Raw genomic sequence first — 21,832 nt, 5'->3', positions numbered from 1 at the left:
GACCGCATTTCCCGAGGCCCGGCGCGGTGGCGGTCGTCAGGAGGTGCAGACCGCGCCGCGGATCGGGACCGGAGGGGTTTCGTAGACGTGGCTGCCGTCCGTCGCGCGGATCTGGAAGCAGTACTTGCGCGCCGGATCGACCGGGACCGACATCGTGCGGTTGCGGTTGGCCACGAGGACCATCGGCGGGATGCGTTCGGCCCCGACGACGACCGCGAAGTCCAGATTCCCCTCGGCGGTCCAGGTGAGCTTGATCTGCGTGCCCAGGTCGGCGGGTGTCGCCAGGGCGAGGTGCACGTCCGGGACGGGGGCTCGTTCGGCGGGCGGGTGCTGGCCTGACGACGGCGCGGTCGCGAGGGGGAGCGCGGGGCGGGGGTCCTGCTTTGAGGTCAGCATCGGGACCGCGATCAGCGCACCGACTGCGGCGACCAGCCCGGCGGCGAGGGCGGGCCACCAGGCGATGCGTGGCAGCTTCCGGTCACGGCGGGGTTCTTTGGTGTCGTCGAAGGTGTGGAGGAGGGTTCGGCCGGGGGTGGGGGTTGGTGCGCTGGGGAAGTTGGCGGGCTGGTGCGGAGTGCCGGTTGGGCTGCCGGGTTGGTGGGGGGTGGTGAAGCTGCCCGGTTGCTGGGCGGGATTGGCCCAGCCGGAGGGTTGGTGCGGTGCGGCGGTGGGACCGCCGTTTGGTTGTTGTGGTGCGTAGCCGATTCCGGGCAGTTGCGCGGTGGGGCTCTGCTGGCTGCCGGGTTGCTGCGCCGCGCCGCTCGAACCGCCGGGTTCGTGCCCGGGCGCGGCGAAGTTGCCTGGCTGCTGGGCGGGGCCGGGCCAATCGCCGGGTTGCTGCGCCGCGCCGCCGAGATCGGGCAGGTGGGCGATGACAGATTGCGGTGCCGTGCCGCCCGGAGCGCCGGGTTGCTGTGGTGACGCGGCGAAACTGCCAGGCTGCTGGGCGGCACCGGACGAACCGGACTGTTGCGCCGCGCCCAACCCCCCGGGTTGCTGCTGGGCCGCGGCGAAACCCACCGCCTGCGACGCCGCACCAGACCAGCCGCCGGGTGTCGGAGCGCCGGGCTGGTGTGGAGAGGGCGCGAAATCGCCGTTCCGCGGCTCAGACCCAAGCCACCCGCCCGGCGACGGCACCCCGCCGAACCCGCCCGGCCGCGCTGCCGTCCCGAATCCCACCTGCTGCCCGTGCCCCGCGAAATCGTCGAATTCCACCTCGGCCGGGGCGGCGCTCGCCCGGTACAGCCGCTCCAGCGTCTCCGCCACCGCGGCCGGGTCCTGCGGGCGGTCCGCCGGGTCCTTGGCCAGCAGCCGTCCGATCAGGTCGGTCAGCGCGGGCGGCGTGCCGGGCACCCGGATCGGCGGCACGGGATCGCGGAAAACCTGCAGGATCCGTTCGGCGCGCTGCTGTCCGGTGTGGCGCGGGAACGGCGACGAACCCGTCAGCGCCGTGTAGAGCACCGCGCCCAGGCCGTACAGGTCGCTTGCCTCGGAGAGGGCGTCGTCCCGCAGCGTTTCCGGTGCGACGTAGTCCACCGCGTGCAGGGGGTCGCGCGGGAACCGGCGGCGCAAGGCCAGCCCGAAATCGGCTAGAGCGAGTTCCCCCGAACGGCGCAGCAGCACGTTGTGCGGCGTCACCCCGCCGTGCACGACACCGACCTGATGCGCCGCCGCCAGCGCGGCCGAGACGGTCCAGCCGACGGCGAGGACGTCGCGCACCGGCAATTGCCCGTCGAGCAGTTGCGCCAGCGACCGCTGGCACAGCTCCATCCGCACGCCGAGCCGGCCGCCCGACAGTTCGCCCGCCTCGTCGACCGGCAGGATCGCCCGTTCGCCGCGCACGGCGGCGAGCGCCTTGCGTTCCCGGTCGAACCGGGCCGTCGTGTCGCGGTCGAGGACGCCGTCGAACACCTTGACCGCCACGTCCTCGCCCGCCAGCCGGCCCGCGTAGACCTTGGCGACCGGTCCCTCGGCGAGCAGCCGCTCCTCGCCCACCCCGATGCTCATGGCTGCCATTCTCCCCTGTGCGGGCGCGTCCGGCGCAACGCCCGGGCAGGTTCCTGCCTCGCGGGCGCGTGTCATCGAAACCTCATCCGCCGCGACCTAGTTTCGATCCCGTCACCACAGCTTCGGCGGCCCGGCGCCGCCTGGAACGGACAGGAACCACCCATGGACATCTGGCACATTCTCGCCAAGCCGATCCTCACCGGCCTGATCATCTTCGGCGTCGGCTGGCTCAGCATGACCGTCCGCAAGCGCCGGGTCGCCCGCACGGAAGCAGCCGCGCCGGCCCCGGTCGAGGACCGCTCGCAGGCACTGCTCCGGCAGGCACAGCAGTTCGACGCCGAACGCGACCAGCTGGCCGCCCGCGGACAGGACGCGCTGGCCAAGGCGCGAGCGGCGGTGGACAGCTGGCAGGAACTCGCGCAGCTGCGGCCCGGCCGCTTCCAGCCCGAACTGCAAGCCGCTTCAGCGCGTTTCGCCGAGCTGAGCGGGTCCGCTCGCCCGGCCTGAAAACCGAAGGGGGAATTCCGATGCCCGCCGCCTTGTGGACCGGCCGTCGCGCCGAGCCCGCCACGGTTGCCGCTGATGTCGCCGCGACCGTGCAGAAGGAACTCGGCCTCGCCGCCGCCCCGGCGGCGATGAGCTTGCCGGGCAACAGCACCGGCGTCCCGGCAGGCAGTCTCCTGCCGCCGCGCGAACGCTTCAGCGGCATGCCCGCGCCGACCGACTGCTTCGTCTACCTCGACGCCCAGCAGCCGCGCCCGTTCGAACTCCGTGTTGCGGTCATGAGCGGCCGCACGGCGGTGCGCCGGGCGCTCGGCCTCGGCGCGCTGGTCTACGCGGTGCCGCTGCGCCTGCCGAACCCGGTCCGGGTTTCGCTCAGCGCGCCCGCCGGGAAGGGACTCGCCCCGTTCGAGGGCGATCCGGCGGTCGCGGGCCTGCTGAACGCCGACGCGGAGCTGCTCGAAGCCGCCAACCGCCTGTCGAGCACCCGTGCGGGCCAGACGAAAACACTGCCGAGCGGCACTTCGCACCAGACCTGGGACGTCGATCGCCTGCTGATGATCACGCCTGGTGCGGACGGCGCGGTTCTGGTGGTGCGCACCCTGCACCGCATTGTCTCGTCGGGTTGGCAACTGCGCGCGGACACCGTCCTGGACTTCGCGGCCCGGCTCGAAACCGCACTTCGCGGAGTGCGTGCCTGACGCGACCCATCGGCCTGCCCTTGCCCCGGGAAACATCGACGGGGCAAGGGCATTGCCGTGTCCATGATGTCCTTTGTGGACATACAACGAACCGTCCGGACGGGCGGCAGGTTCCTGCCTCGGTTCCCCGCGACGGCGGTTCCCGGAGGAAGGTGAGCGCATGCAGACAGCCGGCTTGATCAGAGTCACGGTCGCCGCCCCGAAACGACGGATCGACATGGCGCTCCCCGAGCACGCGAGTGTCGCGGAGCTGCTGCCGGGCCTGCTCGCCCGCGCGGGCGAAGGGCTGGCCGACGACGGCGCGGCGGGCGGCGGCTGGCAGCTGCGCCGTCCCGACGGGGCGCGGTTCGACCTCGGCCGCACGCTCGCCGGGCACCGGGTGCGCGACGGCGAGGTGCTGCATCTGCTTCCGGCGAGGGCCGACTGGCCGGAACCGGAGTACGACGACGTGGTGGACGCGATCGCGACCGGCGCGAGCGGGCTCGGCCGGGCGTGGGGGCCGCGGCACACGCGCACGGCGGGCCTGGCCGCGGGCGGTGCGACTGTCCTCTTAGGACTTGTCACGGTGCTGCGTGCCGGTGCGCCGTGGACCGGTCCGGCGGTGTGGTCGCTCGCGGTCGCCGGGCTGCTGCTGGTCGCGGGAGTCGTTCTCGCTCGTGCGGCCGGCGACGCCGGGGCGGGCGCGGTGCTCGCCGCCGCCGCGTTGCCGTTCGCGTTCCTCGGCGGCGGGTTGCTGCCGGCCGGGACGCACGCGTTGACCGACCTCGCGCCGGGGCAGGTGATGCTCGCGGGGGTCGCGCTGACGCTGGCGGCCGTGGCGGGCTACCTCGGGGTCGCGGCGGCCCAGTCGTGGTTCGCCGGCGCGGCTACCGCCGGAATCTTCGCCCTGATCGGCGGTTTCGTCGGCGCGAGCGGCGATTTCGCGGCGTACCAGGCAGCGGCCGCGCTCGCCGCCGGACTGCTGGCACTGTCCATTGTGTTCGCCCCGCTCGCGCTGCGGCTCGGCAAGGTGCCGATGCCGGTGCTGCCGCGCTCGACCGCTGATCTGGTCCGCGACGATCCACAGCCGCCGCTCGACCGCGTGCACGCCGCCGTGGCCCGCGCGGACGGCCTGCTCACCGGCATGCTGGCCGGCGCGGCCGCGGTGGTGGTGTGCTGCGAAGCGCTGCTCGTGCACGACGGCAGCGCGGCTTCGGTGACGCTGGTCGCGGTGGTCTCGGCCGGATTCCTGGTGCGGGCCAGGCTGTATCCGACGCTGCGGCAGCGAATTCCGTTGCTGGCGACGGGAATGGCCGGGGCCGCGGCACTGGCGGCCGGACCGGGCGCGGGGCTGGCGATGCCGCTGGTGTCCTCCGGGGCGATCCTGCTCGCGGCCGCGGCGGCCGTCGTCGCGGCGGGCCTCCTGTTCAGCACCCGCGCGCCGAACCCGTATCTCGGCCGGTTCGCGGAGTATTCCGAGATCCTCCTCGTGTGCTCGCTGGTGCCGATCGCGTGCTGGGTGCTCGGGCTGTACGGCTACGTGCGCGGGCTGGGGGGCTGAGGGCCGTGGCGTCGAAACGCGATCAGCTCCAGGCTTACCAATTCCTCGTCCAGCGCGCGATTTCCGCGCTGGTCACCCGGGAGACCGACCCCGAGCAGCCTCCGTTCCGCCGCTCCGGCGCCGCCGCGTTCGCCGGCCTCGCGCTGGCGATCGTGTCGCTGGCCTGCGTCGGCGTGTACGGGATGATCGTGCCGGGCGGCAACGATTCCTGGCGCGGCCAGGCCGCGGTGATCGTGGAGAAGGAGACCGGCACGCGGTACGTCTTCCAGAACGGCAGGCTGTATCCGGTCGCGAACTACACCTCCGCACTGCTGGCGCTCGGCCAGCACGCGGCGACCGAGCAGGTGTCCGGCAATTCGCTGGCCGGAGTTCCGCGCGGGCCGCGGATCGGGATCCCGGACGCGCCGGACGCGCTGCCCGGCCCGGACCGCCTGCGGACCGGATCGTGGTCGCTGTGCTCGACGCCCGCCCGCGACACGGCCGGGAGCGCGATCCAGGAATCGGTCCTGCTGGCCGGGGCCGAACCGGGCGGCGGGACCGGATTGGCCGACGCCGCACTGCCGGTGCAGCTCGTGTCCACTGGGGACCGCTACCTGCTCTGGCACGGCTATCGGCACAAGATCACCGACTACGGCACGGTCGGCACCGGCCTCGCGCTGACCACCGCCTCGTGGGCGAGAGCGGGACAGGCCTGGCTGGACGTCGTGCCCGAAGGCGCGCCGATCGGGCCGCTCCCGGCCGCGCAGGCGGGCCGCCCGTCCAGCGCTGTCCCCGGGCGCTCCGACGTGGTGACCGGCTCGCTGCTGGTCGTGCACACCGCGGGCGGCGGCCAGCAGTATTACGCGGCGGAGCCGGACGCGCTTCGCCCGATCACCGAACTGCAGTACCAAATCGAGCTGGCCGACGCTCAGCTCGCGCGTGCCGCCTACTCCGGTGCGCAGCCCCGCGCGCTCCCTCTCGCTCCGGCTGAAGCAGCCGCAGCCCGTCAGCTGGACCCGGTCCCGGCCACCGCGGACGCCGCGCCGGTCGCCCGTCCGCAGGTCGCCCGTCTGTCCGATCAGGACGCCACGCTGTGCGCGGTCTACGCCCCCGGCGCTAGCGCGCCGCAGCTGATCGTCGGCCCGGAGCTGCCGCCGGAAAACCGGCTGTTGTCGACCTCGGGCCGATCCGCCGCCGGCACCCCGCTGGCCGATCGCGTCTACGTGCCGCCGGGTTCGGCGGTGCTGGTCGAGGCGATGCCGTCGGCGCAGGCCGCGTCCGGCACGCTCACCCTGGTCACCGACCTTGGCCGGCGGTATCCGCTGGCCCGCCCGGACGTCGCGAAGACGCTCGGCTACCCGTCGGCCGCGCCGGTGCGGCTGCCCGGCGGGCTCGTGGCCCGGCTGCCGGAGGGACCCGGTCTCGATCCCGCCTCGGCGATGCGGCCCACCGTGGCCGGGTGAGCGGCCTATGCTGGCGCGGCAACGACCGTGAGCCTGGGGGGTTGTCATGCCGGAACGTCGTGCTGGACAGCGGATTTCGCGGGCGGCCGTGCTCGGGATCGCGCTTCTCGGACTGGCCGGATGCGGTTCGGGCCCGCAGCCCGCCGACAAGGTCGGCGCCAGCTCGTCGGCGGGGGCTCCTTCGTTCCTCGATCCGGTGCGGGCCGCCGGTCTGGCGAAGGGACTGCGGTTCCGGCCCGTCCTCGCCACGGCGGAGACCGCGTCCGCCGGCACGCCACCGAGCTCGCCGGATCGGCAGAGCACTGACCCCGCCGTGCAGCAGCGGACGCTGCAGAGTCTCGCCTGCGGATCCAGCCGCCCCGATCCGCTGACCGGCGAGGACGACGCCGGTCTTCCTCTGGTGACCTGTGACCGGTCGAGCGGTACCAGGTACCTGCTCGGCCCCGCGGTCCTCGACGGCTCGGCGATCAAGTCGGCGGGCCTGAACGACGCGCCGCGGAACGACGTGTCCACCGTCGACGTGACGTTCACCCCGGACGGCTCCGCCAAGTGGGCGGAGCTGACCGCGAAGAGCGTCGGCAAGCAGATCGCGATCGTGGTGGGCACGCGGGTCATGGTCGCGCCCTCCATCATGCAGGCGATCCCCGACGGCAGGGCGGAGATCACCGGTTTGCGCGACCGCTCGGAGGCCGAGGACCTCGCCGACTGGCTGAACGGCCACTGAGCGGCGGTTCAGCGGGTCTCCCTCGGATAGCGGGCCTCCCACTGCGCCGCGTACCGGGGATCAGCCTGCGGCGGATGCGCGGAAAAATGCCAGAACGCGTCGCCCGCAACGGTTTCCACCAGATCGCGGGACTCGAGCCGGTCCAGCCACTCGGCGGGCAGCCCGGGCATCCCGTACCGCGCGCCGAGCGCCGCACCGGCCAGGGCGCCGGTGATCGCGCTGCGGCCGGAGTGGCGGATCGCCGACACCAAAGTCCACCGCGGGTCGAAGAACCGGCGGAAGACCGCCGTCATGCTCCGGCCGACCGCGTCCGCGGCGGTGTGCCCGGAGCCGAGTGCGTCCAGTTCTTCGTGGTCAGCCCGGATCAACTCGACCCGCGCCCGGGCGGCGTGCGCCAATGCCCCGGCGACCGGGCCGGACACCGACCCCGACGCCAGCATCTGTTCGACGTGCACATGCGGGGGCAACACCGGATCAGCACGCCGGAACAGCCGCGCGAACAGTTCGGCGATCGCCGCGGCCGCGTCGGCGGCAGGACTGTCGGCACCGGCGCCCGCGGCGAGCAGACGGCCCGCTTCGGCCGCGGTGCGTTCGTCGGTGTCCGGTCCGCCTCCGCACAGTGCGGCGGCCAGGCCCGGGACGAGGAAACTGACGTCATCCGGCGCGTCGGGAACCCGGGAGCGCAATTCTTCGACCCGCGTCAGCCAGCCGTCGACGGTTTCCGTGTCCTGCCAGCGACGCTGGGCACGAGCGCCGGTCTCGCGCAGGTCAGGCAGCCCTCGCAGCAGACCGTCGGTGTGGAAGAGCAACTGCGCAGTAAGCGGTCCGATCCGCTTCGCCGGTTCCGGGGCGATCTCGCCGACGGGCGAGCGGTCCACGGAGAGCCCGAGCGATTCCCCCAGCGCGAACCCCACGAACGCGCCGGCGATGCGGTGCCACTGGAAGCCGACGCCGTCCGCGTCCTGCCGGAAGAACTTGCCCGAACCCGTCGCGTGCGGGCGAATGCGGCCGAGGGAGTCGTAACCGGCGGTCAGCCCGTTGGCGGCGAGGTCCGCGGGCCATTCCTGTCCCGCCGGCGCGTCGAGGTCGCCGGGACCGACGCCGTTGTGCCGCTCCCAAGCCCGGCCGACGACGAACCTCTCACACTCCACTTCGGACAGTTCGAACCCGGCTGCCCGGGCCTTCGCGACTGCCTCGGACAATCCGGCCAGCGGCTCCGTCAACCCGAACCGCTCGCCGACCGTCCGGGCGGTTTCGGCCACCTGCGCCGAGTGCTCCGGCGAGACCTCCACGACGCGCGGAGCCGGGCGCAACTGCGGCCACTCGCCGCGCGCCTGGGCCAATTCCGCGGCGGCGAGCCGGTCGGTCGGGAAGGATCCCGGGTTGATCAGCAGTCCGGCGCCGGGGAAGTCTTCGAGGATGGACAGCACGTCGGCGCGAAGCCACTGCGCCGTGCCGACCGGCAGCCTGCGCCGCGAGCTGTACACCCGCAGGATCGTCCGGTCGTCCTCCCACTGCTGCTCCAGCGGCAGCCCGCGGCCGGGGTCGAGCGGCACGAGCACCTCGGCGTTCAGCAGCCCGGCCAGGTAGCGGGGCCGGTCGTAGCGGCCGGTCGACGCGCAGCCGAGCAGGTACTCCAGCGGCGTGTCCGCCGTCGGGTACCCGAGCCGTTCCGGGCCCTGCCGGTATTCGGGGTTGATCCGGATCTCGCCGGTCGGCGCGCCGTCGGCGTATTCGCGCCAGGCGAGGACGGCTTCCTCCGGAACGCCGAGGTAGGCGACGCCGCTGCGTTCGAACTCGGGTTCCAGGACTTCGCGCCAATCCGGCTCCCCGCCCGCCGCCACCGGCGAACTCGGGAGCCGGCCCTCCGGGCTGAGGTCGGGCTGCCGCAGCGCGCCGTCCTCGCGCACCACGAGCGCGGGCTGCGGGACCAGGGACGCCAGCCAGTCGCCGGTCTCCAGCGCGCGGGCCGAGTCGTAGGGCACGTACCAGCCCTCCGGCACGCGCAGCACGTGCTCGCGGTCGACGCGCACGGCGTGCTCGCCGGCGGTCAGGTCGGCGGGCGTGCCGGTGCGCAGCCACTGGTCGACCATCGCCGCGGCTTCCGAGGCTTCCAACGCTGCTCCTTCGTCTGTCACCGGTAGTCCCTCGCCAATCCGTCGCGGCCGTTCCAGATCCGGCCGGTCCATTGCTGCCCGCCGATCCGGCCGAGCCGCTGGACTTCCTCGTGCCGGTCCCGGGCTTCGTCGGCCGCGTGCTCGCTCATCCCGCTCGCCCGGAGCATCCGCACCAGCCACCCGGGATCGATCGCCCGGATCCGGGCCAGCACCTCGGCGTCGAGCGGCCGGTTCAGCCACGTCGCGACGAACGGGGAGTTGATCCCGATGAGATCGTCGGCGTAGTCCGGGAAATTCTGCCCGTTGTCGATCGCGACGACATTCCCGTCCTTCGACAGCGCCTTGCAGTCGGAACTGGCCCCGACGTAGCCGAGGTACGCCATTTCCTGTTGTTGCTCGATCGGGTAGGCCGAGACGTCGAGCGCGGGGGAGAGGCCCTCGATCCGGCGCTGGGCGGAACCGGGACCGCGCGGGCCGTCGACGTGCGCGGTGACCGGCACGACGTCCGACCCGGCCGCACGGGCAAGGCGGTACATCGCGTTCTCCCGGAAGCCTTGCCCGCCATGGGGAATCGGCACGGCCAACGAGCGCGATTCGCCCGAGGCGGGCTTGTAGATGGCTTGCGAACCGTCGGCGTAGGTCAGCCAGTGGGTCTCGTTGGCGCTGGCGAGATTGTCGCCGAACTCGACGTGGCCGACTATCTCGGCGGCGGCCAGCACCGCCTCGTCCGGGTCCGCAAAGGACTCCGGTGAGGCGGGCGGCGCGGGCAAGCCGCGGCGCAGGGCTTCGTCGAAGAGTTCGCGCTGCCTTCGGCGCAGGACCGCCGCGACAGCCTCGTCGTGCGGCGTGCTCGGCTGCGTTTCCTCGACGGCACGGGCGAAATTGCCGAGCGCACGAGCGGTCCCGGCCACCTCGTCGATCGCGGTCAGCCCGAGCCGGAGTTCGGCGCGGCGTCCGTCGGGCAGGCGGAGGGAGACCCGGATCTCGCGGTGTCCGCTGGGCTCGGGAGCGGCGAATCCGTCCTCGACGCCGGTGATCCGTGCCGGGCCGTCCCGTCGCAGCACCTCCAGCGCCTGGTAGATCCAGGAGACCCGGTCGAATCGGACGGAGCCGGATCCTGCGGCGCCGCCGGTTTCGTCCGCGAGCCAACGGGCGAGATCGGCGACGGCCGGTCCGGCGGGCAGCGGATCGCCGACGGTTTCCCGGATCGAGTCGAGCGTCTGGGCCTGCGCCGGAGTCGGTGCGAGCGGCCGGGGCGGCGGCGCGAGAGCGTCCTCGCGCAGGATCGCCTCCGGGCCGCGGGCTTCCACCTCGGCCACCGCTTCGGCGAGGATGACGTTCTCTGCCGGTTCCGGGGCAGCCTCGACCTGCGTGTTCTTGGCGACCACGACATCCAGCTTCGCGAACTCGTCGTCCACGCGGACGCCCTGCGCCGCCCGCCATTCCCGCAGGCCGGACTTGGCGCCGTAGAAGAGCGGTTTGACGTCGGTGTAGAACTCGACCCCGCGCCGGTTCGACGGCAGCGGGCCGTTCCACGCCTGTACCGCCGGATTGCTGCCGTGCCGGGGCATCCTGCCCCAGACCTCGCTCGACTCTTCGATCAGCTTGGCCGTTTCCGGGGATTGGCTGCGGCTTTCCAACCGGTGATACGGGCCGTAGCGCGCCGGTTTTCCCGCGTCCGAAGGCGGTCCGGCGGGATGCGGCGCCTGGCGCATCGGCGGCCGGAGCGGGCGGCGCGGTCCGGGCGTCGAGAACTTGACGCCGCGTCCTTCGTCCGCTCCGAGCGTCAGCGGATCCTGGGCGAGGTCCCGGTGCCCGGGTGTCCACATCGGACCGGGTGCGGGAGCAGCGGGCGGTTCTCGGTACGGGCGGCGCAGGTCGACGCCTGGAGTCGGCGCCGGGGCGTCCGGCACGTACAGCTTGCCCGCCGCGGGCTGGTACTCCGGCGGCGCGTCGGGCCAGGGCAGGAAGGCGTCGGTGAACGGCAGCAAAGACAGCCGGGCGGGATATTCCGGCAGGTGCAGCAGTTTGCCTTGCAGCCGGTCGAAGAACGCGATGCCGTACCGGCCGTGGGCGACCCAGCCGAGCTGGTGGTATTCGTTGTCGTGATGGTCCGTCGTGACGATGTGCAGGAGAGCCCTGGCGCCGAGCGGCCGTTCCGCCATCGCGATGATCACGCTGTCGTAGGAATCGTGGCTGTGGAACCAGAATCCGCCGAACCAGTACGCGAGATAGCTCTGGTCCACCCGGCCTTCGCGGTCCCAGGCGGTGCCGTAGGCGTTCGGGTCCGGCCGGTCGTAGCCGGGCTCTGCCTCCCGCACGAAGCGGGCCGCCTGCGATTTCGACACGGTGCCGGCGTCGATCGCGGGCAGGGAATGCGTCCGGGTCGCCCGCGCGAGCGGCGATCGCCGCCAGAGCTGGAACACCGGATGCGTCAGGACGTGGACGGGCGGGCTCTGCTGTTCGGCGGGCAGCGGCGGGAGGTTCTTCCCCGCGAACTGCGGTGACTGCCGCAGCACGTCGTAGACCGCGCGCAGCCGTTTGCCGTGGTAGCCCTCGGTCCGTTCGGCCGGCCGGACCCGATCGAACCCGGCGGGCGGCAGCGCGACCGGTTCCGTCGAGCGCAGCGCGGCGAGATCGACCGGGAGCAGGTGGATCTCCAGCGCCCGGGCAGGCAGCTTCGTGGCGGATCCGATCATCGGGTCGGCGAAGATCGGCACACCGGTGCGCTCGCTGACGATCACCGCGCTCACATGCCGGGCGATGGTGCCGTCGTCGCTGAGCGAGCGGACGGCGACCGCGGCCACCAGACCCTTGCGGCCGGTGAGCGCGGCGATGAGCCGGTCGTACTCGCTGCCGTAGGCTTCCCACGTTCCGCCGAGCCGCTGCCAGAGCGCGGCCAGCGTTTCCGGCTCCGGCCCGGCGGGCACCGCGGTGGTGTCCCAGCCCGCCATGCGGTGGAAGAGGGCGCTCGTCGCGGAGACGCAGTTCGACCGGTACCGGTAGCGGTCGAGCCGGGCCGATCGGTAGTTCGGGTTGATTTCCCGCAGCAGCGGGACTTCTTCGCGCAGCAACGCTTCGAGCACGGCGGCGGGCGCGGTGTCAGCGGTGACTGCGGGAAGTGTGTACTTCCCGTTCTTCTTCCCGGACCAGACCGCCAGTTCGACCGCCTTCCTCGCTTCGGCGAGCTGTTCGGCGCTCCAGGTCCGTGCCCGCTTGGCCCAGTCTTCGGGCACGACGTCGGCGAGGAAGCGCAGTCCCAGCACCGTCCGGACGGGATCCGGCCGGTTCGCGAGACGGTCGGCGAGCAGCTGCCCGGGGCTTCGGTAGTCCGGTTCCGGCAGTTCGGCGGCCGGCGGTTCGAGGCGCGTGAACCGCATCGGATCGCTGGCGGCCTGGTACTCGTCGAGAAGTTCGTTGAGTTCCCGGATCGCGGCCACGGCGAGCCGGGCGGCTCGCGTACGGTCGTGCTCGAACGGGAGCAGCAGCCGCCGCAGTTCGCCGGGAAGCCGCTCGGGCTGCCGCAGCAGGTCGCGGACCTGCCGGGCGAGCTGGCCGTCGCCGCTGTTGCCGTGCCAGTGCACCAGGAGATTGACGTGCGCGGCGATTTCCTCGTCCCGGGGGTGAGATTTCAGCAGCTCCGTCACCCGGTCGACGAGCTGGCGGCTGCGGTCGTGCTCGCGTACGAGGTCTCCCAGCCGCTCGGCGAGCGTTCCGGTGCCTTGGTACTGCCGCACAACGGAAAACAGTCCTTGGAGCAGTTCCGCGTCGGCGGTTTCGTGCTGTCGCAGCACCTCCGTCACGTGCGCGGCGAAGTCTCCCTCGCCGGTGCGCAAGTACTCGCGCAGCGTCGCGTCCAAGTGGTTGGCGAGGAAGCCGTGCTCGTCGCCTTCGTACTGGGTCAGCTGCGCCCTTGCTCTCGCGGAGAGGCGCGGCAGTTCGTCGCGCAGCAAGGCTTGGCGGCGCTCCAGCGTCGGGCGGAAACCCCAGTGTCCCAGTTCGGCATCGACGGCCCGGTCCAGGGCGTCCAGCTTCTCCCGGAGTTCCGTTGCCCATTCGCCGGACCGGAGGCTTTCGTCGGCGAAAGTCAGCGGCTCGAATTCGGAAAGCGGCGTCACGGCGGGGAGCACCGGCTGTTCGCCTTGCTCCCGCCCGGCGGTTTCGAACAGGAGCCGGAGCACGTGCCCGTTGGCCACCGCGTCGCGATCGCTCTGCTGCTCGACCGGGGTGCCCGCGCGGTCGTCGGTCAGGATCTCGCGGATCCGGTAGTACGGCTTGCCGACGATCGCGAGCAGCCCGGCGACGCCCGCCGCGACAGCGCCCCACACTGAGGTGGCGGGCACTCCGGCGAGCACGCTCAAGCCGACCGTGAACCCGCCCACGGTGAACGATTTGGCGCCGATGACCACGGCGTACCTCAACCGGGAAACAGCGGCCTTGCGGGAGACCGGTTTCGGCAGCAATGGCGGCTTCGAACGAATTTCCGCGAGTGCCCGCTCCACTTCGGACGAGCGCGTGCCCGGCTGTGCGTGCGCCGTCCCCACCGCGGCGAGCGCTTCGCCCACGAGGTCCCGCAGCAACAGGTCCCGGTCCCGGATCTTCACCGGCAGCTGGGTTTCCCGTTCGGCGCGCATGCGCATCGCGATCCGGGTCAGCTTGTTGTTGACCTCGCCCACCGCGAGGTGGTTGTCGGCCAACGCGGAGATCCAGCCCGCGACCCCGAGTTTGGCGAGGTCCACGGCGGCCAGGATCTGCAGCGGGGTGAAGTGTTCGAGCAGGGCCTTGAGCGGCTGGAGCGTCGGATGGGTGATCTTGTACAGGTCGGGCAGGTAGGGAAGGAAGCTCGCGACGGCGTCCATCAGCTTCGAACCCGTGACGTGCTCCGCGAAATCCACCGCGGCGCGTTCGGCCGGCACCCGGGACAGCTCGGCCAGCGCGGCATCGGGGATCACGCCGTCGGCGAGCAGGCCCTCGATCGCGGCGCGGGCGTGCATCAGTTGCCGGTACAGCTCTTTGGCGTCTTCGAGGTCGTACTCGTGCAGTTCGCGCCGGATCGCGTCGTGCGCCGCGAGCTCCGCGCCCTTGCGCCGCCGCCGGGTGTAGCCCTCGGCGAGCGGCCGGAACACCGCCGTGCCCACGCCGGTCGCCACGAGCGCGAAGAACGAGCCGGTCGCGATGTCCAGCGGGAACCCGACCGCGGCGGCGGTTCCCAGCGCGACCAGCGGCGGGGTGCTGAACCGGACGATCCGGGTGCGCAGCGGCAGCGCGATGTCAGGTGCGTCGCTTTCGAGCTGCGCCGGGGCCGGCACCCCGGTGCTGAGCAGCGGGGTGCCGAAGTTCGCTTCGTGCCAGCTGTTGACCAGTTCGTGCTGGTCCCGGCCGCGGTCGGTGTTCGCGCGGATCTCGTCGTACTTCTTCTTCAGCGCGGCCTGTTTGTCGCTGGCGATGTCGTAGCGCCGGGTCATCGCCGCGCCCAGCACCGCGGACGTCGCGCCGAACACGAGGTAGCCGATGCCGTTTCCCGGGTGCCCGCTCGCGAAGCCGGAGATCGAAAGCGCGACAGTCATCGCGACAGTGGCGGGCTGCTCGAACACGACTGTGGTCGCGATGGTGAACGCTGTGGTCGGGTAAGCGGTGTCCTTCCGCTCCACGGCGAAGGTGTCCACTACGGCGCGCGCGTGGGCTCCGAGGGCGGCGACGCGGTAGGCGTAGTCCGGCAGTTGCTTTTCCAGGCCCGCGTGTTCGAGCAGGCTGCGCAACTGAGAGATCAGCTGCTGCCGGTGCCGCGGACGCCAGGCCGGGGTCGTGGTGATCCGGTCGCCGAGCACTTCGAGCCGGGCTTCCAGCGCCCGGTCCGCCGGGCCCTCCGGCAGGCGGTCCACGTCGGTGTCCGGGCGGAGCGTTCCCGGATCGCAGGTCGCGGTGCGGAAATAGCGCGTGCCGAAGGCGAGTGCGGCGCGGACGATCTCTTCGACGTCCTGCGTCCGGAGCCGGGCCGGAAGGTAACCCGACAGCACCCGGGTGCCCGGATGCACGGAAACCCCGGTCGATTCGAGGGTAGTGCGCGGCAGCACGCGGAATGCCGCGGTGAAGAGGTGCCGGCCGTCGTGGAACACGTCGTAGCGGAGATCGGGACCGGCGGGCACCAGCAGGATTCCGGTCCGTTCGGCGGCCTTGCCGACCTGCGCGCGGATCGCCGCTTCGACCGCCGTCGCACGGTCGAAACGACGCGCGGGGGTGTCCACCGGAAGACGGTGGCCGATTTCGACGGCGGGATCCGCTACAGGCCAGTGGGTGACGCGGTAGCCCTCGACCGCCTTGGCCGGGCGGTATCGGTCAGCCACCGTCAGCGCGCGGTCGATGCCTTCCGTGCGGACGCCGTCTGCGGCCAGCGCGGAGAAGCGGACGCTGGCGTGCGGATCGTCCGCGGCCATGCCGAGGTAGGACAGCAGCCGCGACAGGTGTTCGCGCATCCGCCGCCGGTCGCTCCGCCGCGTCCCGTCCCGGTCGAGTTCCGCGCCGAGCGCGGCGACCTGCGCGACGTAGCCGAGGTCGGTCGGCGTCGGCCTCGGGGCGGTGCCGGGGAACCGGTCGTGCCAGAAGTGCTGTTCCGGCAGGGAAACCGGGTCTCCGCGCCGGTGCGCCGCGATCAATGCCGCACCGGCGGCCATCGCGTGGGCCATCGGGAGGACGGCCAGGTCCGGGGCCAGCCAGTCGGGAAGCCGGAGGACGACCAGTGGCAGCGGCTGCCCGGCTGTGGGCTCCCGGAAGACCTGGAACGTGATCGGGTTTCGCGGGGAGTACCCGAGGTTCGGGGTGGGGACGACCTGAAAGGCGAACACGGTCCCGGACTGGTCGAGGAACACAGTGTCGTCCGACGGACGGGGGAACGGGCCGTTCTCCACGACGCGCACACCAGCAGCGACGGCCGCGGCGGGCAGCATCCGCCGGGCGATGTCCTCGGCGGTCGGCGTCTGGCGGGCGGCGGGGATCGTGCTGAGCGGCGTGTGGATCTCGATGGCGCCGGTGAGGAGCGGCGTCGCTGCTGCTTCCGCTTCGGGCTGTACGGCGCTGGGCCGGACGGTGCTGGGCGGCTGGGGCACGGCGGGGGAGCGTTCGGTCTCTTCCACCGCGCGCTGCGCCTGTTCGGCGAGACGGAGGTGCTGCTGGTGCCTGGCCGCCGCTTTGCCGGACAGCCATTCGGCGAGTCCCGGGGCGATCGTCGGACGGGGCGGGCCGACAGCGTGCGCGGTCAGGCTGGCGAGGAGGTTCGTCCGTGCGGCGAGGACGTCGAACGCCGAGCCGGGGCGGTGGACCGCGACCGCGTCGAAGCCCTCGGCGAGCAGCTGCTGGGACAGTTCACGCAGCGCTTCGGGATCCGCCGCCGTCACCTCGCCGGTGAGCACGACGAACTGGGGGTGCGCGCCGTTCGCGGCAAGATTCCGCCGCAACCGGGCGAAAACCGTGTCGCGCTCGCCGAGACTTTCCGCCCGCGCGACGACCACGTGATAGTCCGGACCGGTCGAAGTCGCGTCCCGCACGGGGAAATCCGGAAAGGCCGCCGGGTCGCCGTCCGGCCGGACCGGTGCTTCGAAGACCCCGGGCTGCCACAGTTCGCCCAGCCCGTGCCCGTGAAGGGCCAGTTCGGCCAGCACCGCCGCGGCCGCGACCTCCTCGTCCGGGCTCGCGTGCAACGGACCGAAATCCGGGGCGAACTGCCGGATGTCCTTAATGGACACTCCGGCGCTCAGAGCGGCGAACAGCGCGGACGCGGTCCACAGTCCTTGCGCGTCCTCGTAAGCCTGCTTCCAGGGCGGCCGTCCGTCGATCCATTCTCCGAGCCACTGCAGCTTGTCCCGCAGCGCTTGACGCTGATCTTCCGGAATCCGCGCCAGTTCCCGCCCCAGCGCGGCGAAATGCGTGTCCCTCGCTCCGGGTGTGCTGTCGGGCCGGAGCAGCAACGACAGGACGTCGACGGCGTCCTTCGCGGGCAGCTGTGCGATCTGCCGCAAGCCCGGTTGTCCGTTGGCCCCGGCGGCATTCCACAGCTCGGAGAAAACCTTGCCCAGCCAGGGTTTGTCCGAACGTGCCGGTGCCGCGAGCGATTCGGCGCGCACTGCGTCGTCGAGGTGCAGCGCGGTGACCCGAGGTTCCTCGGCGGGCCGGGTCGCGTCGCTGTACAGGACGGCGGCGAAGCCCATTTTCCGCAAGCTGTCCGTGAGTTCGGCAAGATCCGCTTCTCCGGCGTTGCGCCATTCGCGGCTGAGGACGAGGTAAGGCTTCTTCTCGCCGGACCGCTGGTTCTGCAGGTAACGCCGCGCGTTCTTGACCAGCCGCTCCCGGTCGGCGGAGCCGGGACTGCGCAACCGGGCCACGACGACGTTCCGCCGTCCGCCGTCGGCGTGGGAGAAGGAGAACTCGGCCAGTCCGATGGTTTCGCCGTGGTCGTGGACCTGGCCGCGCGGCCGGAAATCCGTCGCGCCGCCGAAGCCGAGCGCGGCTCGCTCCGCGTCGTCGGAAAGGCTCAGCGCGTGGAGGAAACCCAGGTCCGGGCCGACCAGGTCCAGGTATTCCTGAGCCAGCTTCACCGCCAGTTCGTACGCCCGTTCGGCGAGTTCCGGGCTGTCGGCCGCCGCGGACTTCGCGAGCGCGAGCTGTGCCTCGATGCGGTCGAGCAGGTCTCGTCGCTTGGCGAACTCGGCGTAAGCGAAGGACAACGTGGTGAGGACGCCGTAACGCAAGTAGATGCCCGCGGCGCCGTCGGCGGAACTTTCCTCCGGCTCGGCGACCTGGACGCGCACCTGCGGCTTGCCGGCGAGTTCCGCGAGCCGGTCGCCGACGAGAAGCCGGTCCGCTTCCCGTTCGGTAGCGAGGAACCGGAGCTTGTCCGCGAGGCTCGCGTCCTGGTGCGGCAGCCCGCGGCCCGGTTTGCGCACCCGGTTGTAGAGCACCTTGTCGACGATCCAGCGAAGCACGTCGCCGGGGCGGGCTCCGGTGGCGCGGACCAGCGCCCACAGGTCGGCGAGTTCCTGCTCGGTGAGCTGCTCGCGGACCTCGCGCGGGAGGTCGAAACGCTCGTCGGCGTCCTCGTCCGGAACCGGCGGCGATGGCTTCGTCTCGCCGGGATAGTCGTGCCGCAGCGGCACGACGCCGGTGCGCTCGCGGACCGGCCGGGCGACGGTTTTCTCGGCGGGGTAAGGGAAAGCGGCGGGAACTACGGGCGGAACTTCCGGTATGCCGGGCCGCGGGTAGCGCACTTCCGGGACGGACGGGTCGCTGCGGCCGGGGAAGTCCGGCGGGAGTTGCGGAATCGGGGCGGCGGTGACGTCGCCGGTGCGGAACGGCTCGCCCGGCGCCGCGGGTCCTGGGCGCGGATCGGGGGCCGGTGAGCCTGGACGCGGATCGCCGACCCGGACCGGCGCCGGGTCGCCCACCCGATGCGGGTGCGGATCGCCGGCGCCCGGGAACGGTTCCGTCCGCACCGGCGGCCGCGTGGGGAATCCGACCGACGGCCGCACCGGATCCGTCACGATCGCGGGCGCCGGTCCGACGACCGGACCGAGCAGGCTTTCGGCGAAGCTCACCGACTGTCCCAGCCGCGCCCGGGGGAGCGTCGGCTCGGCCCGGACCGGTTCCGGCCCGGCGGACGGCGAGTGCGGGCCGGTGCTCGGGTGCTCCAGCTGGTCGAAGGCGGCGCGGAACTGCGCGCGGAGCCCGCTTCCTTCCGGCGTCGGTGTGTCGGCGAGCCAGTCGCTTACCGCCAGGCGGAAGTCGTGGCGTCCGGCAGCGTCGAGGTTCCCGGTTTGGGCGTCGTGGAGGAGCGTCAGATGCGCGGACAACCCGCCGAAACGAGCCTCTGCGCGGTAGTTGTCCCACAGATCGGGGAGTGCCCGGACTCGGTCCGGAGAGGCCGGAGCCTCGCCGTCCGGCAAGTGCGCTCCGACAGCCTCCGGCATCCGGGTGCCGGCAGGCCGGTTCCCGACAGCCAGCGCTTCGCTCGCCCCGGTGACGACAGGAACCGAGCGCAACGCGGCCCGCGTGCCCGCCTCGCCATCCGAGACGCCCTCGCCGTGCAGGACAGTGAACGTCACCGGCTCCGGTCGCGGTTCGGGAGCCTGCGCGATTGCTTCGTGGGCTTTGGCTTCCAACGCTTTGGCCTCGGCAAGGAGATCGCCCGTCCTCGACAGCACTTCGTCGAACGCCGAGCGGGCCGGATGTCCTTCAGCGGAGGACAGATTGGTCCGCGCCACGAGCGCTTGCTTGAGTTCGGCTTCGCTGAGTTCCCGGTGCGCCATCCGGTCGGCGAGCGCGAGGTGCCGGGACGCCACGCCCTGCTCGGCCAGTTTCGGCAGTGAGTACCCGAGTCCGCGCAGCCGGCCGAGGACGTCGGCGAGTTCGGCCTCGGCGCGCCGGGTCTCGAGGGTGAACCACCGATCGCCCGGCCGAGGTCCGGCGGGGTGGCCGCCGAGCGAACCGAGCAGCTGATCGCCGAGCCAGCCGACGCCGCGGTCGCGCGCGTAGGCGGCGCGCTGGGAGAGTTCCGCCAGTTTCGCCTCGGGCTCGGACAGGAGAACCCGCTTGGCCCGCCCGGCGAACGTCTCCTTCGGCCGGAAGTCCTTGAGCTCGGTCGCCGGTTCGGCCTCGTCGCGGCCCTCGGCCTCCGATTTCGGCGGCGCGGGTTCGTTGTGGGTCGCGGTGGCGGTCTTTGTCGGTCGAGCGGCGGTGTCCGGCGTTGCGGTCGAGCGTTGCGGTGTGGATTCGTTGTGCGGGGTGGCGGTGTCTGGCTCTCGGGTCGTTCGGGCTGGTGCGGGCTCGTTGCGGGCCGCGGTGGCTCGGGTGCCGGTCGGCTGGGTGCTGGTCTCGGGCGATCGGGTCGTCCGCAGCGGCGTGGGTTCGGTGGTGGCCGCAGCGGTTCGTGTCGGCCGGGCACTGGTGTCCGGCGACCCTGCCGTTCGGGGTGGTGCGGTTTCGCTGGGGGTGGCCGCAGCGGTTCGTGTCGGCCGGGCGCCAGTGTCCGGCGTCCCGGTCGCCCGCGCCGCTTCCCTCTGGCTCTGGCCGGAGTCGGACGGTCCCTCCGGCCGCTGAACCGACCCCGGCGGATCATCCGGCGGGTTCTCCGCCTCGGGAGCCCGCTTCACCCCATCAGCCTCGACCGCCTTGTCTCCCACAGCGGGGTCCGGATTCCGCCGTGAGTCGAGGTCGATCACCTTCCCCGCCTTGGACTCCGACGCATCCGCAGTCGTCTCAGCGGCCGAGCGTCCGCGGCCCTCTTCCGAAGCATCGGAAGCGGCCGAATCCTCTCGGGCAGACGCAGACTTCTCCGGTGTAACAGCGCTGTCCTTGCCCGAAGCCGTCCCTTTCGAACCATCGCCCGCCCCAGCGTCCCTGACTGGCGCCGACGCAGGCCCGTCCCCAGACCGCACCGGCGCTCCGCTCGGGGGCGAATGCGGAGCGAGGGTAGCGGTCCGCGCAGGCAGCTGCGCCGGTGCCGAAGACGGCGACCGGACCAGGTTCGTCACCTCCGCCCCGGACGACCCGGCGTCGACCCTCGGGGCCAGCCCCGCGCCGGAATGAACGCCGTCTGTACCGGTGGCTCGCACTTCTGCGTGCTGCGCCGACGCCTGCTGTTCGGCAGAACTGTGCACCTCGGTGTGCTGCGACGTGCCAGTCTGCTCGGCGGAGCCGCGAGCTTCCCCGCCAGAAGGGGCGGGAGAGCCGTGGTCCGGGGGCGGCATCGGGGTGTTCGGGGGACCGCCGTCGGGCGGCGTCGGCAGGTGGGACCGGATCAGGTCGCGGATGGTCGGGTGCTGCTCCCCGGTCACGCGCTCGTAGGTGTTCTTCATGCCGTTCGCCCCGAGCGCGTGCATCCCGCCGCGCGCGGCGCCAGCGATCGCGCCCTGGTCCATGGGGCGATCGAGGAGGTAGTTCGTGCCGGCGCCGGTGATGGCCCCGGACACGCTCGCGCCGGCGACCGAGCCGAGCTGTTTCGCGGTGTCCTCGGACAGTTTCGGCAGTTTTCCGAGGCCCTTGGCCGCGGTGTCGGAGACGAACTTCCCCGCCGTGCGGTTCGCGGCGTGTCCGAGCGCCCCGCCGATCGCGCCTGCCTCGACGGCGTTCTTGACCTTGTCCAGGTCGACGTCCCCGTAACCGCGCCACGAGCTGAACTCCTGGCCCAGCAGATTACCGGCCCCGCCGCCGGCGGCCCCGCGCCCGATGTTCAGCGCCGCCTCGCCGCCGAATTTGAGCGCGCCGAGACCCAGCCGCGCCATCCGGCTGCCCGCGGCGATCTTCTCGACGGCCGCGGCGACCTTGGCCGCGATCTGGGCGCCGAGCCGCGCCGCGAAAAAGGCCTCGCCCGCCGGTCCGGCGATCATCGTGGACAGGGCGAAAAGCGCGACGTTGATGAGGATGTCCGCGACGATCTCGCCTTTGATGTCGGCGAGGTCCTTCGCGTAGTCCCGGCAGGCTTCGGCCAGTTCGTGGCAGTGCCCGGCGAGCTGGGACAGCCCCTCGCCGCCGGACGAACCGTCGAGGAAGCGGTGCAGCGCGTTGTACGCGGAAACGCCCGCGAGGTCGGTCCAGGTGTCGTGCAGGCTCTCGACGTGCGGACCGGCCTGGTCGTGCAGTGCGTTCAGCGCGTCGCGCAGGCGGTCCCAGGCGTCGCCCAGTTTCCGCGCGTCGGATTCGCTGTCCAGCGGCCAGATCGCGTCGATCCAGCCGGCGTGCCGCGAAAGCCAGTCGGATTTGACGCGGATCCACAGCTCTTCGGTCGGTTCCTGGACGTCGCCGGGGGCCATCTT

The 21,832-nt window shown here is 72.4% G+C and carries 8 protein-coding genes; 5 read left to right on the top strand and 3 right to left on the bottom strand.

Annotated features, from left to right (window positions below; translation table 11 throughout):
- Positions 1–36: 36 nt before the first annotated feature.
- Positions 37–2,007, bottom strand: coding sequence for a serine/threonine protein kinase (locus tag ACZ7OI_RS14945; RefSeq protein ID WP_470264742.1), 1,971 nt, complete (start codon positions 2,005–2,007; stop codon positions 37–39).
- Positions 2,008–2,169: 162 nt separating this feature from the next.
- On the opposite strand from ACZ7OI_RS14945, the gene ACZ7OI_RS14940 reads away from it, so the two are divergent.
- The 5 genes from ACZ7OI_RS14940 (at position 2,170) to ACZ7OI_RS14920 (ending at position 6,915) form a co-directional block, all read left to right on the top strand.
- The gene (locus ACZ7OI_RS14940) at positions 2,170–2,514 is read left to right on the top strand and encodes a hypothetical protein (protein ID WP_470264741.1); all 345 of its coding nucleotides are present in this window, start codon (positions 2,170–2,172) and stop codon (positions 2,512–2,514) included.
- Positions 2,515–2,534: 20 nt separating this feature from the next.
- Positions 2,535–3,209 carry a hypothetical protein gene (locus tag ACZ7OI_RS14935; RefSeq protein ID WP_470264740.1) on the top strand — a complete coding sequence of 225 codons (675 nt, stop codon included), beginning with the start codon at positions 2,535–2,537 and terminating at the stop codon, positions 3,207–3,209.
- 160 nt (positions 3,210–3,369) lie between these two features.
- Positions 3,370–4,749, top strand: coding sequence for a type VII secretion integral membrane protein EccD (eccD, locus tag ACZ7OI_RS14930; protein ID WP_470264739.1), 1,380 nt, complete (start codon positions 3,370–3,372; stop codon positions 4,747–4,749).
- A 5-nt stretch (positions 4,750–4,754) separates the two neighbouring features.
- Complete coding sequence (gene eccB / locus ACZ7OI_RS14925; protein WP_470264738.1) at positions 4,755–6,191, top strand: type VII secretion protein EccB; 1,437 nt, start codon at positions 4,755–4,757, stop codon at positions 6,189–6,191.
- A gap of 46 nt (positions 6,192–6,237) precedes the next feature.
- Positions 6,238–6,915 carry a SecDF P1 head subdomain-containing protein gene (locus ACZ7OI_RS14920; RefSeq protein WP_470264737.1) on the top strand — a complete coding sequence of 226 codons (678 nt, stop codon included), beginning with the start codon at positions 6,238–6,240 and terminating at the stop codon, positions 6,913–6,915.
- Between the two features lie 8 nt (positions 6,916–6,923).
- Here ACZ7OI_RS14920 and ACZ7OI_RS14915 read toward each other — a convergent pair whose 3' ends face one another.
- Both ACZ7OI_RS14915 and ACZ7OI_RS14910 read right to left on the bottom strand, forming a co-directional pair.
- Positions 6,924–9,053, bottom strand: a complete 2,130-nt coding sequence (locus ACZ7OI_RS14915) for a YrhB domain-containing protein (RefSeq protein ID WP_470264736.1) — start codon at positions 9,051–9,053, stop codon at positions 6,924–6,926.
- Positions 9,050–21,829 carry a WXG100-like domain-containing protein gene (locus ACZ7OI_RS14910; protein WP_470264735.1) on the bottom strand — a complete coding sequence of 4,260 codons (12,780 nt, stop codon included), beginning with the start codon at positions 21,827–21,829 and terminating at the stop codon, positions 9,050–9,052. Before ACZ7OI_RS14910 ends, ACZ7OI_RS14915 begins: the two co-directional genes overlap by 4 nt.
- Between the last annotated feature and the right edge of the window lie 3 nt (positions 21,830–21,832).

It is taken from the genome of Amycolatopsis sp. NPDC114503 (genome assembly GCF_055633655.1).
This window is presented reverse-complemented; position numbering and strand designations above follow the sequence as displayed.

What these genes read in the sequence shown, in the direction of transcription:
- ACZ7OI_RS14945 (WP_470264742.1), bottom strand. Translation starts at nt 2,007, where the DNA reads ATGAGCATCGGGGTGGGCGAGGAGCGGCTGCTCGCCGAGGGACCGGTC.
- ACZ7OI_RS14940 (WP_470264741.1), top strand. Translation starts at nt 2,170, where the DNA reads ATGGACATCTGGCACATTCTCGCCAAGCCGATCCTCACCGGCCTGATC.
- ACZ7OI_RS14935 (WP_470264740.1), top strand. Translation starts at nt 2,535, where the DNA reads ATGCCCGCCGCCTTGTGGACCGGCCGTCGCGCCGAGCCCGCCACGGTT.
- eccD (WP_470264739.1), top strand. Translation starts at nt 3,370, where the DNA reads ATGCAGACAGCCGGCTTGATCAGAGTCACGGTCGCCGCCCCGAAACGA.
- ACZ7OI_RS14920 (WP_470264737.1), top strand. Translation starts at nt 6,238, where the DNA reads ATGCCGGAACGTCGTGCTGGACAGCGGATTTCGCGGGCGGCCGTGCTC.
- ACZ7OI_RS14910 (WP_470264735.1), bottom strand. Translation starts at nt 21,829, where the DNA reads ATGGCCCCCGGCGACGTCCAGGAACCGACCGAAGAGCTGTGGATCCGC.